This window comes from Pseudomonas sp. BN607 (assembly GCF_029871175.1).
GTDB lineage: Bacteria > Pseudomonadota > Gammaproteobacteria > Pseudomonadales > Pseudomonadaceae > Aquipseudomonas.
The window spans coordinates 68,878-82,036 of record NZ_SSOE01000055.1 but is presented as its reverse complement, the minus strand read 5'-3'; the positions used below and the strand labels follow the sequence as shown (position 1 = coordinate 82,036).

Annotated in this window: 8 protein-coding genes; 3 read left to right on the top strand and 5 right to left on the bottom strand. The window is 62.5% G+C overall.

The features are described 5' to 3' along the window. Nucleotides 1–133: 133 nt before the first annotated feature. From soxR to lysA, 3 genes are all read right to left on the bottom strand, one after another. Nucleotides 134–568, bottom strand: a complete 435-nt coding sequence (soxR, locus tag E8E68_RS13840) for a redox-sensitive transcriptional activator SoxR (RefSeq protein WP_346648904.1) — start codon at nucleotides 566–568, stop codon at nucleotides 134–136. Between the two features lie 156 nt (nucleotides 569–724). Then, on the bottom strand, nucleotides 725–1,462 hold the full coding sequence (locus tag E8E68_RS13835; RefSeq protein ID WP_280342215.1) for a GntR family transcriptional regulator: 738 nt from the start codon (nucleotides 1,460–1,462) through the stop codon (nucleotides 725–727). Between the two features lie 109 nt (nucleotides 1,463–1,571). Continuing rightward, nucleotides 1,572–2,804, bottom strand: a complete 1,233-nt coding sequence (lysA, locus tag E8E68_RS13830) for a diaminopimelate decarboxylase (protein WP_266030953.1) — start codon at nucleotides 2,802–2,804, stop codon at nucleotides 1,572–1,574. Nucleotides 2,805–2,927: 123 nt separating this feature from the next. Between lysA and E8E68_RS13825 the strand changes: the two genes are divergently transcribed. Next, on the top strand, nucleotides 2,928–3,833 hold the full coding sequence (locus tag E8E68_RS13825) for a LysR family transcriptional regulator (protein ID WP_014591822.1): 906 nt from the start codon (nucleotides 2,928–2,930) through the stop codon (nucleotides 3,831–3,833). A 199-nt stretch (nucleotides 3,834–4,032) separates the two neighbouring features. Here the strand turns inward: E8E68_RS13825 and E8E68_RS13820 are convergent, their stop codons facing one another. Beyond that, nucleotides 4,033–4,386, bottom strand: coding sequence for a hypothetical protein (locus tag E8E68_RS13820; protein WP_280342212.1), 354 nt, complete (start codon nucleotides 4,384–4,386; stop codon nucleotides 4,033–4,035). Between the two features lie 273 nt (nucleotides 4,387–4,659). Here E8E68_RS13820 and E8E68_RS13815 point away from each other — a divergent pair, with 273 nt between their 5' ends. Then, nucleotides 4,660–9,525, top strand: coding sequence for an NAD-glutamate dehydrogenase (locus tag E8E68_RS13815; RefSeq protein ID WP_266030948.1), 4,866 nt, complete (start codon nucleotides 4,660–4,662; stop codon nucleotides 9,523–9,525). 168 nt (nucleotides 9,526–9,693) lie between these two features. Here the strand turns inward: E8E68_RS13815 and E8E68_RS13810 are convergent, their stop codons facing one another. Then, complete coding sequence (locus E8E68_RS13810; protein WP_012271263.1) at nucleotides 9,694–10,512, bottom strand: pyruvate, water dikinase regulatory protein; 819 nt, start codon at nucleotides 10,510–10,512, stop codon at nucleotides 9,694–9,696. A gap of 192 nt (nucleotides 10,513–10,704) precedes the next feature. Between E8E68_RS13810 and ppsA the strand changes: the two genes are divergently transcribed. Continuing rightward, complete coding sequence (ppsA, locus tag E8E68_RS13805) at nucleotides 10,705–13,080, top strand: phosphoenolpyruvate synthase (protein ID WP_110745839.1); 2,376 nt, start codon at nucleotides 10,705–10,707, stop codon at nucleotides 13,078–13,080. Nucleotides 13,081–13,159 lie beyond the last annotated feature (79 nt).

Here is a 13,159-nt window from a genome sequence, read left to right as displayed (position 1 = left end):
AGGGCGGTGATGGTTCCAAACCCTTTCTGCCATCAGTACGGCGGACAAACGGGGTGGCGCATGCGGCCTTTGTAAATGCAACTGTCTGTCTCAAAACTGCAAGGTTTGCACGGCCCGCGTGGAACTCTGCAGGCTAACGGGATTTCTTCTCGAGGATCCGCGCCCCGGGGCCTTCCTTGGCCAGCACATCCTCGGGGTTGCGCAGGGGGCAGTCCTCCAGCGACAGGCAACCACAGCCGATGCAGTTGTCCAGGCTGTCGCGCAGTGCTTCCAGTGTGCGAATGCGGGCATTCAGGTCTTCGCGCCAGGCCGTGGACATCTCACCCCATTGCGCTGCCGTGAGTTTGCTGTTGGGCGCATAGCGGCTGAAGGCCTGTTTGATTTCCTCCAGCGCAATACCCGTGCGCTGAGCCACCTTGATGATCGCCAGCGTACGCAGCACCAGCGACGGAAAGCGGCGCTGGTTGCCTGCCGTACGGACGCTGGCGATCAGCCCCTTGGATTCGTAGAAGTGCAGCGCCGACACCGCCACGCCGCTGCGTCTGGCCACTTCACCTACTGTGAGCATCCGCGTGTTGTCCGCCATGCCTGTTGACCTCATGTTCAGTTGAGCGCTTATAGACCTGGCAGATCCTCCCTGCAACCGCTTTCCCCAGTTGGCGCTCTGGCAGCAACTGCCTTGTTCATACGTTGAAAGTTACACGACCTGTGCATGCCTGACTGATCAGGCGGGGGAGCGGTCGCGGCGCATCTGGGTGACAAAGGTAAAGCGGTCATCCGGGTGCACGGTCTCTGAGACCGCCATCAAATCACCATTTTCCTCGCGGTATTGGCGGATGATCTTCAGCCCCGGTGAGCCTGCCTCGGCCTTCAGCGCCCGAGCCATTTCCGCTGTCAGCAACACCGCGCGCACCTGCTGGTCGACCACTGAAATCGCCCTGCCATAGTGTTGTTCGATCAACTCGGCAATCAGTTGGTCAGGGTGCTCGCGGGCCACCTCGATGACCTTGGTGTAGTCGCGTTGTGCATACACGTCGGTCCAGCACAGCGGCGCGCCATTGTGCTGCCGGTCGACGCGGATGCTCGAAACACAAAAGTACTGCTCCCCCGGCACCAACCCCAGCCTCGCCGCCTCGCTCTGGTCGGCGACAAAATGGCGCACGTTCTGGATTTCACGCTGCTGAGTGTCTGCCAGGTGCGCCAGGTCGGCCACGCAGGCCAACGATTGCGAATAGCCGCCGCGCGGGCTGCTGGCCTCTACCCGCGTGCCCACGCGCTTGCGCCGCGACACCAGCCCTTGGCTGAGCAACTGGTCGATAGCGGCACGCACTGTGTGTCGGCTCACACCGTAAAGGTCGCACAGCTCGAACTCGGTCGGCAGCAGGCTGCCCACGGGGTACCGGCCGCTGGCAATCGCTTGCATCAAGTCCTTTGCCACGGTGGAGTAGCGCGTCGGATTCATACCCTTGCTCTGGCTTGCCAATTTCATCGATTGACAGTGTAACAGCGGCCAAATGTTGAATGCTCCAGCCCGCATGGCATGAGGTTGCGCAATCGCCGGGTGTGTTTGGCTAGAAACCCGCCTCCAGGCCTAGCAGGTCCTGCACCGTCTGCCGTCGGCGAATCATCCGCAGTGCGCCGTTCTCGATCAGAAACTCCGGCAGCAGCGGCCGACTGTTGTAGTTCGACGACATCGACGCGCCGTAGGCCCCGGCATCGTGAATCACCAGCAGGTCGCCCACCTGTGCCCGGGGCAGGTCCTGCGGGGTCAGCTCCTGGTCATCCTGCGTGAACACGTCACCCGATTCACACAACGGCCCTGCCACCACGGTCGGCTGCCGTGGGCGGTCCACCGGCTGGCCGTTGGCATCGAGCAGGGTCATGCCGTGGTAGGCACCGTACATCGCCGGGCGCATCAGGTCGTTGAAGCCGGCGTCGATCATGACGAAGGTATTGCGGCCCACTTGCTTCACGGCGCGCACTTCCGCCACGAGGTAGCCCGACTCGGCCACCAGGAAGCGCCCTGGCTCGATTTCCATACGCACGGGGTGGCCCAGCATCGCTTCGATTTCCTTGCGTGCCACCGCCCAGGTCTGGGCATAGCGCTGCAGGTCGACGGGCTTGTCGGTGTGGCGATAGGGAGTCGAAAGCCCACCGCCGATGGAAAACGCCTCGATGTCCACGCCCAGGCGGCCGATCAGCTCGATCATCGAGCGGGCGACCTGTTCCAGGTGCTGGTAATCGACCCCGGAGCCAATGTGCATGTGCACGCCCACCAGGTGCAGGCCGTGGGCCTTGATGCACGCCAGCGCGTCGTCCAGCTCTTCGTGCCAGATGCCGTGCTTGCTGTTTTCGCCCCCGGTGTTGGTCTTGCGGCTGTGGCCATGGCCGAAGCCCGGATTGATGCGAATCCACACGCGGTGGCCAGGGGAGCGTTCACCGAGCTGGCGCAGCATGTCAATGGAGCCGGCGTTGACTTCTATCTTCTCTGCCACCACCCGCTCCAGTGTGGAACGGTCCAGGGCGTCGCAGGTCAGCACCACGCCGGCCGGATCACCCTCAACGCTGGCACCGGCCGCGAACGCCCGCTCCATCTCACCCAGCGAGACCGCGTCCAGCACCAGGCCGTGGGCGCGCATCAGCCGCAGGACGTGCAGGTTGGGGTTGGCTTTCTGGGCGAAGCGCACGGTGTCGAACACCTTCAGCTGCGCGACGCGCGCGGCGATGGTGCTGGCATCGTAGGCCCACAGCGGCGAGCCGTGCTGGCGAACCGCCTCGGCCAGGAGGGTGAAGGGTGCAGTCATGGTGGCGCTACTCGTTAAAGGAATACCACGAGAATGAGCTAAAAGCAGTGATTCAGAAAAATAGCTTTTTTTCAGTGTGCCATTCATATCTGATATGGGGTGTGTTGATCTGGGGGTGTTGCCGTGAAACTGTCTGTCCGCCATATCGAAGTATTCCGCGCCATCATGGCAGCCGGTAGCGTCACAGGGGCGGCGCGTCTGTTGTTCACCTCGCAGCCCACCGTCAGCCGTGAGTTGGCCCGGTTGGAGCAAGTCACCGGGCTGAACCTGTTCGAACGCGAGGGCGGCCGCCTGGTGGCCACGGCCCAGGCGTTGCTGTTGATCGAGGAGGTTGAGCGGGCCTATGTCGGGCTGGAGCGGATCGACCGTTTTGCCCAGGCCATTCGCAACTTCGAGCAGGGCCGGCTGGCCATTACTTGCCTGCCGCTGTTCTCGCAAACCCTGTTGCCCAAGGCTTGCCAGCGTTTTCACCAGCAGCACAGCGGCGTCAGTGTGAGCATTCTGGCGCAGGAGTCGCCTTTGCTGGAGGAGTCACTGGTTGCCCAGCAGCATGACCTTGGCCTGACTGAAGTCGAACAGATACCGCGCGGCGCGTATGGTGAATTGCTGTTCAGTGCCAACATGGTGTGCGTGTTGCCCGAGCATCACCCGCTGCAGGTGAAGGCTGAACTGGAGCTGAGTGATTTCCATGAGGTCGATTTCATCAACCTGGCCAGCCTGGATACCTACCGCCAGCGTCTGGATCAGCACTTTCGTGCGGCTGGGGTTAACCGCCGCACGGTCATCGAAACCACCAGTGCCGCTTCGGTGTGCGCCATGGTCAGGCAAGGCCTGGGGGTGGCGATCATCAACCCGCTGAGCGGGCTGGAGGCGGCACAAGGCGGGCTGCCGATCCGCAGGTTACGGGTTTCGGTGCCCTATCAGGTAATGCTGATACGCCCGGACCATCGGCCGGCATCGGCAGCGGTGGAGCCGTTTTGCGAGGCGTTGCGGGTGCAGGCCAAAGAGATGCAGCAGGCGCTGGACTGATCATTGTGGGGGCAACTGTCTTGCTCAATTTCTAAAAGCTGGCGCGATCCCTGTGGGAGCGGCCTTGCGTCGCGAAAGGGCCGCGCAGCGGCCCCAGGATCTCGACATTATGCATAGATTGCTGGGGCCGCTGCGCGGCCCTATCGCGACACTAGGCCGCTCCCACAGGGACCGCGTTCCCACTAGTCAGGGGCACGGTTCAAAGCTCGCAGACCAAGGTTCCAGTACCGGCCAGGATGTTCTCCAGGGTTTCCCTCACCTCATCCATGTCACTCAGATCGCTGGTCAGGTTGATCTCCAGCACGTCATCGCCCTTTAGCGCATCGCGGTCGCCGGCCGCCACTTCGATCAGCAGGCGCTTGGCGCTCAGGGTCACTTTCAGCCCGTCCAGCGTCGACGGCTCGTCATCCAGGGTCAGGTCGACGGTGTCTTCGTCCGGGTAGCGGGTAAGCAGAAACATCTGACCCTTGTCGCTGTGGCAGCACAGGGTCGCCATGTTGTCTTCCTCATCGTCGCAAGGGGTGGCGAACAGCAGGGCGGTGTCGATTTGCATGAGCAGGCTCGGATCAAAGGAAACGGAAGGGAATTCTGACAGTCTTGGCTACATGCATAAACGTAAAGTTACCCCCCCTTGACCGAAATTGTCGCAGCGCTGCAAGCCTTGATGACCGCTCAGTCGTTAAGCTTCGGCGAGCCCTGGGCGTGCCTGCGCACGTCAACGTCTGGTTTTTACCGTCCGCCTTGCCACGGGTTGGCTATTGTTGACCCGTAGATGGCGCACGCAGCGACGCTTCAACTATTACAAAGCCCAAGCGGAGTACCACAGATGGCGTTCTTCACCGCAGCCAGCAAAGCCGACTTCCAGCACCAACTGCAAGCGGCCCTGGCGCAGCACATCAGCGAACAGTCCCTGCCACAAGTGGCGCTGTTCGCCGAACAGTTCTTCGGCATCATCTCTCTGGACGAACTCACCCAGCGCAGGCTTTCCGACCTGGCCGGCTGCACCCTGTCAGCCTGGCGCATCATCGAACGCTTCGACCCCGAATACCCGCAAGTACGGGTGTACAACCCCGATTACGAACGCAACGGCTGGCAATCGACCCACACCGTGGTCGAAGTGCTGCACCATGACCTGCCGTTCCTGGTCGACTCGGTACGCACCGAGCTCAACCGCCGTGGCTACAGCATCCATACCCTGCAGACCACCGTGCTCAGTGTGCGCCGTGGTGCCAAGGGGGAGCTGCTGGAACTGCTGCCCAAGGGCAGCCAGGGCGAGGGGGTACAGCACGAGTCGCTGATGTACCTGGAGATCGACCGCTGCGCCAACGCCGCGGAACTTACCGTGCTGACCCGCGAGATCGAGCAGGTGCTGGCCGAGGTGCGCGTGGCGGTCGCCGACTTCGAACCGATGAAGGCCAAGCTGCGCGAAGTGGTGGCGCAAGTGGAACAGACAGCCTTCGGCCCGGCGCAACACGAAAAGGGTGAGGTGAAGGCCTTCCTCGAGTGGCTGCTGGACAACCATTTCACCTTCCTGGGCTATGAAGAATTCACCGTCAAGGGCGACGCCGGTGGCGGCCAGATGGTCTACGACGAGCAGTCGTTCCTCGGCCTGCCGCGCCGTCTGCGCGTGGGCCTGACCGCAGAAGAGCTGCGCATCGAAGACTACGCCGTGGCCTACCTCAACGAGCCGCTTCTGCTGTCGTTCGCCAAGGCTGCGTTACCGAGCCGTGTGCACCGCCCGGCCTACCCGGACTACGTGTCGATCCGCCAGCTGGACGCCGACGGCAAGGTCATCAAGGAACATCGCTTCATGGGCTTGTACACCTCGTCGGTGTACGGCGAAAGCGTGCATGCCATTCCGTATATCCGCGTGAAGGTGGCCGAAGTCGAGCGCCGCTCGGGCTTCGACCCCAAGGCCCACTTGGGCAAAGAGCTGGCCCAGGTGCTGGAAGTCCTGCCACGTGACGACCTGTTCCAGACCCCGATCGACGAGCTGTTCACCACGGTCATGGCGATTGTGCAGATCCAGGAACGCAACAAGATCCGCGTGTTCCTGCGCAAGGACCCGTACGGCCGCTTCTGCTACTGCCTGGCGTACGTGCCGCGGGAAATCTACTCCACCGAAGTGCGGCAGAAGATCCAGCACGTACTGATGGAGCGCCTGAAGGCCAGCGACTGCGAGTTCTGGACTTTCTTCTCTGAGTCGGTGCTGGCCCGTGTGCAGCTGATTTTGCGGGTCGACCCGAAAAACCGCATCGACATCGACCCGCAGCAGCTGGAACGTGAAGTGATCCAGGCCTGCCGCTCGTGGCAAGACGATTACTCGACGCTGGTGGTCGAGAACTTCGGTGAAGCGCAGGGCACCAACATCCTCGCCGATTTCCCCAAGGGCTTCCCGGCCGGCTACCGCGAGCGCTTTGCCGCCCACTCGGCGGTGGTCGACCTGCAGCACGTGGTGAACCTGTCGGAAAGCAAACCGCTGGCGATGAGCTTCTACCAGCCGCTGACCCAGGTGGGCGAGCGCATCCTGCACTGCAAGCTGTACCACGCCGACACTCCGCTGGCGTTGTCTGACGTGCTGCCGATCCTGGAAAACCTCGGCCTGCGTGTGCTGGGCGAGTTCCCGTACCGCCTGCGCCATGCCAATGGCCGCGAGTACTGGATCCACGACTTTGCGTTCACCTACAGCGAAGGCCTGAGCCTGGATATCCAGCAGCTCAACGACACCCTGCAGGACGCCTTCATCCACATTGTCCGTGGGGATGCCGAGAACGACGCTTTCAACCGCCTGGTGCTCACCGCCGGCCTGCCGTGGCGCGACGTGGCCCTGCTGCGTGCCTACGCGCGCTACCTGAAACAGATCCGTCTGGGCTTCGACCTGGGCTATATCGCCAGCACCCTGAACAACCACACCGGCATTGCCCGTGAGCTGACCCGGTTGTTCAAGACCCGCTTCTACCTGGCGCGCAAGCTTACCCAGGACGACCTGGACGACAAGCAACTGCGCCTGGAACAGGCCATCCTCAGCGCCCTGGACGACGTGCAGGTGCTCAACGAAGACCGCATCCTGCGCCGCTACCTGGACCTGATCAAGGCCACCCTGCGCACCAACTTCTACCAGCCGGATGCCAATGGCCAGAACAAGTCGTACTTCAGCTTCAAGTTCAACCCCAAGCTGATCCCCGAGCTGCCCAAGCCGGTTCCCAAGTTCGAGATTTTCGTCTATTCGCCACGGGTCGAAGGCGTGCACCTGCGCTTTGGCAACGTTGCCCGTGGTGGCCTGCGCTGGTCCGACCGCGAAGAGGACTTCCGTACCGAAGTGCTGGGACTGGTGAAAGCCCAGCAGGTGAAGAACTCGGTCATCGTGCCGGTCGGCGCCAAGGGTGGTTTCCTGCCGCGTCGTCTGCCGTTGGGTGGCAGCCGTGACGAGATCGCCGCTGAAGGCGTGGCGTGCTATCGCATCTTCATTTCCGGCCTGCTCGATATCACCGACAACCTGAAAGACGGTGGCGTGGTGCCGCCAGCCAACGTGGTGCGCCATGACGATGACGACCCGTACCTGGTGGTAGCGGCCGACAAAGGTACTGCGACCTTCTCCGACATCGCCAACGGCATCGCCATCGACTACGGTTTCTGGCTGGGCGATGCTTTTGCCTCCGGCGGTTCGGCCGGTTACGACCACAAGAAGATGGGCATTACCGCGCGCGGCGCCTGGGTCGGCGTGCAACGCCACTTCCGCGAACGCGGCATCAACGTGCAGGAGGACCCGATCACCGTCATTGGCGTGGGCGACATGGCGGGCGACGTGTTCGGCAACGGCCTGCTGATGTCCGACAAGCTGCAACTGGTGGCAGCGTTCAACCACCTGCATATCTTCATCGACCCCAACCCGGAGCCCGCTTCCAGCTTCGCTGAACGCAAGCGCCTGTTCGACTTGCCGCGCTCGGCCTGGAGCGACTACGACACCAGCATCATGTCCGAAGGCGGCGGGATCTTCCCGCGCAGTGCCAAGAGCATCGCCATCAGCCCGCAGATGAAAGAGCGCTTCGCCATCGAAGCCGACCGTTTGACCCCGACCGAGCTGCTCAATGCGCTGCTCAAGGCCCCGGTAGACCTGCTGTGGAACGGTGGCATCGGGACCTATGTCAAGGCCAGTACGGAGAGCCACGCCGATGTCGGCGACAAGGCCAACGATGCGTTGCGGGTCAACGGCAACGAACTGCGCTGCAAGGTGGTGGGTGAGGGCGGCAACCTGGGCATGACCCAGCTCGGTCGGGTCGAGTTCGGCCTGAACGGCGGCGCCACCAACACCGACTTCATCGACAACGCCGGGGGCGTGGACTGCTCCGACCACGAGGTCAATATCAAAATCCTGCTCAACGAAGTGGTGCAGGGTGGCGACATGACCGAGAAGCAGCGCAACCAGCTGCTCGGCAGCATGACCGACGAAGTGGGCGCCCTGGTGCTGGGCAACAACTACAAGCAGACCCAGGCGCTGTCACTGGCCGCCCGCCGCGCCCGTGAGCGGATTGCCGAGTACAAGCGCCTGATGGCCGACCTTGAAGCGCGTGGCAAGCTCGACCGCGCCATCGAGTTCCTGCCGTCGGAAGAGCAGCTTGCCGAACGCCTGGCTGCCGGCCAGGGGCTGACCCGCGCCGAGCTGTCGGTGCTGATCTCGTACAGCAAGATCGACCTCAAGGAGCAATTGCTGAAGTCGCTGGTACCGGACGACGACTACCTGACCCGCGACATGGAAACCGCCTTCCCGCCGTCGCTGGTCAACAAGTTTGCCGAGGCCATGCGCCGTCACCGCCTGAAGCGCGAAATCGTCAGCACCCAGATCGCCAACGACCTGGTCAACAACATGGGTATCACCTTTGTCCAGCGCCTGAAGGAGTCGACTGGCATGAGCCCGGCCAATGTGGCCGGGGCCTACGTGATCGTGCGTGACATCTTCCACCTGCCGCACTGGTTCCGTCAGATCGAGGCGCTCGACTACCAGGTGCCGGCGGAAATCCAGCTGACCCTGATGGACGAGCTGATGCGCCTGGGCCGGCGGGCGACCCGTTGGTTCCTGCGCAGCCGCCGTAATGAGCAGGACGCTGGCCGTGACACGGCGCACTTCGGGCCGAAGATCGCGCAGCTGGGGCTCAAGCTCGACGAGCTGCTCGAAGGCCCAACCCGCGAACGCTGGATGGTGCGCTACCAAGGCTTCGTCGAGGCTGGTGTACCGGAGTTGCTGGCGCGCATGGTGGCCGGCACCAGTCACCTGTATACCCTGCTGCCGATCATCGAGGCGGCCGACGTCACCGGGCATGACCCGGCGCAGGTGGCCAAGGCGTTCTTCGCCGTGGGCAGCGCGCTGGACCTGACCTGGTACTTGCAGGAAATCAGTAACCTGCCGGTGGAAAACAACTGGCAGGCACTGGCTCGCGAAGCGTTCCGTGATGATATCGACCTGCAGCAGCGGGCCATCACCATCTCGGTACTGCAGATGGCCGATGCCCCGGAGGACATGGACGCCCGTGTGGCCCTTTGGGCCGAGCAGCATCGGGTGATGGTAGAGCGCTGGCGCGCCATGCTGGACGACCTGCGCAATGCCACCGGTACCGACTACGCGATGTACGCGGTCGCCAACCGCGAGCTGGTCGACCTGGCGATGAGCGGGCAGGCAGCGGTGGTACCGTCCTGAGCCTTGTGGTGCGTTAAAACAAAGCCCCGGCAGTGATGCCGGGGCTTTTCTTTTGTCTGTAGTGGCCTCTTCGCGGGGCAAGCCCGCTCCCACAGGTGCTCTACTGAACCTGAAGGCAATGGAGCACCTGTGGGAGCGGGCTTGCCCCGCGAAGCGGCCGGTACAGGCTTACTTGAACCGCCGCTCCACACCTTTCTCGACCAGGATCTTGGCGGAAATTTCTTCCACCGAAAAATGTGTGGAGTTGATGTTGGGGATGTTCTCCCGGCGGAACAGGCTCTCCACCTCGCGCACTTCGAACTCGCACTGGGCAAAGCTGGAATAACGGCTGTTGGGCTTGCGCTCGTGGCGAATGGCGGTCAGTCGGTCGGGGTCGATGGTCAGCCCGAACAGTTTGTTGTGGTGCTTTTTCAGCACTGCCGGCAACTGCAGGCGCTCCATGTCGTCTTCGGTCAGCGGGTAGTTGGCAGCACGGATGCCGAACTGCATGGCCATGTACAGGCAGGTAGGGGTCTTGCCGCAGCGCGACACGCCCACCAGGATCAGGTCGGCCTTGTCGTAGTAGTGGGTACGTGCGCCGTCATCGTTATCGAGGGCAAAGTTGACCGCCTCAATGCGTTCCATGTAGTTGGAATTGCCGCCGATCGAGTGCGATTTGCCCACGGAATACGACGAATGGGCGGTCAATTCTTGCTCGAGCGGGGATAAAAACGAAGAAAAGATGTCGATCATGAAGCCGTTCGACGTCGCCAGGATTTCGCGGATGTCCTGGTTGACGATGGTGTCGAAGATGATCGGGCGCACCCCGTCACGCTCGGCCGCGGCGTTGATTTGCTGGACCATGGTCCGCGCCTTGTCTGGCGAATCGATGTAGGGGCGAGTGAATTTGTTGAACGGTATGCTCTCGAATTGCGCGAGCAGACTCTGGCCCAGGGTTTCGGCAGTGATACCGGTGCCGTCGGAGATGAAGAACGCGGTTCGTTTCATTTGCGATCTGGGCCTTAAGCTGATGACGATTCTTGGATATGATAGGTTCGGTTTGCCGAATGCGGCTGTTCGGCATTCTGCCACAATTGCAGACCCTATTTTCCAGGTACAGGCCACAAACGCCCGGCCAAGTCACCGAAGACAGGCGGGCGCCTTTTGAGCTTTTCCAACACAGTTAGTGGAGAGATCACCTTGGTAGAGTACGTAGTTTCCCTCGATAAGCTCGGCGTCCATGATGTGGAGCATGTGGGGGGCAAGAACGCATCCCTGGGCGAGATGATCAGCAACCTTGCCGGTGCTGGTGTATCGGTGCCGGGCGGCTTTGCCACTACGGCGCAGGCGTACCGCGATTTTCTCGAACAGAGTGGTCTGAATGACAAGATTCATGCCGCGCTCGATGCCCTCGACGTGGATGACATCAATGCCCTGACCAAGACTGGCGCGCAAATCCGCCAGTGGGTCATGGAAGCCGAATTCCCGCCACGCCTGGATTCGGAAATCCGAACCGCGTTCGCTGCGATGGCTGCCGGCAACGATAATATGGCCGTGGCCGTGCGTTCCTCGGCGACCGCCGAAGACCTGCCGGACGCCTCGTTCGCCGGCCAGCAGGAAACCTTCCTCAACATCCGTGGCGTCGACAACGTGATCCGCGCGGCCAAGGAAGTGTTCGCCTCGCTGTTCAACGACCGCGCCATCGCCTACCGCGTGCACCAGGGCTTCGACCACAAGCTGGTCGCCCTGTCCGCCGGCGTGCAGCGCATGGTCCGCTCCGAAACCGGCACCGCCGGCGTCATGTTCACCCTCGACACCGAGTCGGGCTTCCGTGACGTGGTATTCATCACCGGCGCCTATGGCCTGGGCGAAACCGTGGTACAGGGTGCGGTCAACCCTGACGAATTCTATGTGCACAAGAACACCTTGCAGGCCGGTCGCCCGGCCATCCTGCGCCGCAACCTGGGCAGCAAGGCGATCAAGATGGTCTATGGCGACGAAGCCAAGGCCGGTCGCTCGGTCAAGACCGTCGAAGTCGACCGCGCCGAGCGCGCACGCTTCTGCCTGACCGATGCCGAGGTCAGCGAACTGGCCAAGCAGGCCATGATCATCGAGCAGCACTACCAGCGCCCGATGGACATCGAGTGGGCCAAGGACGGCGACGACGGCAAGCTGTACATCGTCCAGGCCCGCCCTGAGACGGTGAAGAGCCGTTCCAGCGCCAATGTCATGGAACGCTACCTGCTGAAGGAAAAGGGCACCGTACTGGTCGAAGGCCGTGCCATCGGCCAGCGCATCGGCGCCGGCAAGGTTCGCGTCATCAACGACGTATCGGAAATGGACAAGGTCCAGCCGGGCGACGTACTGGTTTCCGACATGACCGACCCGGACTGGGAGCCGGTGATGAAGCGCGCCAGCGCCATCGTCACCAACCGCGGCGGGCGTACCTGCCACGCGGCGATCATTGCCCGTGAGCTGGGCATCCCGGCCGTGGTCGGTTGCGGCAACGCTACCCAGGTGCTGAAAGACGGCCAGGGCGTGACCGTTTCCTGCGCCGAAGGCGATACCGGCTTCATCTTCGAAGGTGAGCTGGGCTTCGACATCAAGCAGAACTCGGTCGATGCCATGCCCGAGCTGCCGTTCAAGATCATGATGAACGTCGGCAACCCGGACCGTGCCTTTGATTTCGCCCAGCTGCCGAACGCCGGTGTGGGCCTGGCGCGCCTGGAATTCATCATCAACCGCATGATCGGCGTGCACCCCAAGGCACTGCTGAACTACGCGGGCCTGCCAGCCGACCTGAAAGACAGCGTCGACAAGCGCATTGCCGGCTACAACGACCCGGTTGGCTTCTATGTCGAGAAGCTGGTCGAGGGTATCAGCACCCTGGCGGCGGCCTTCTACCCGAAAAAGGTCATCGTGCGCCTGTCGGACTTCAAGTCCAACGAGTACGCCAACCTGATCGGCGGCAAGCTGTACGAGCCAGAAGAAGAAAACCCGATGCTGGGCTTCCGCGGTGCATCGCGCTACATCAGCGAATCGTTCCGTGACTGCTTCGAGCTGGAATGCCGTGCGCTCAAGCGTGTGCGCAACGAGATGGGCCTGACCAACGTCGAGATCATGGTGCCGTTCGTGCGCACCCTGGGCGAAGCCAGCCAGGTCGTCGACCTGCTTGCCGAAAACGGCCTGGCGCGTGGCGACAACGGTCTGCGCGTGATCATGATGTGCGAACTGCCGTCCAACGCCATTCTGGCCGAAGAGTTCCTTGAGTACTTCGACGGCTTCTCGATCGGCTCCAACGACCTGACCCAGCTGACCCTGGGCCTGGACCGTGACTCCGGGATCATCGCCCACCTGTTCGACGAGCGTAACCCTGCGGTGAAGAAGCTGCTGGCCAACGCCATTGCCGCGTGCAACAAGGCCGGCAAGTACATCGGCATCTGCGGCCAGGGCCCGTCGGACCACCCGGACCTGGCCAAGTGGCTGATGGAACAAGGCATCGAAAGCGTGTCGCTGAACCCGGACTCGGTGCTCGAAACCTGGTTCTTCCTGGCCGAAGGCCAAGGCGCGGCCTGACGCAATACAACGCGGGGGGACGTCTGGCGTACCCCCGCCTGGTTTTTTCCAGGGCGAGCTCCAGCAATGGATCCCGCCC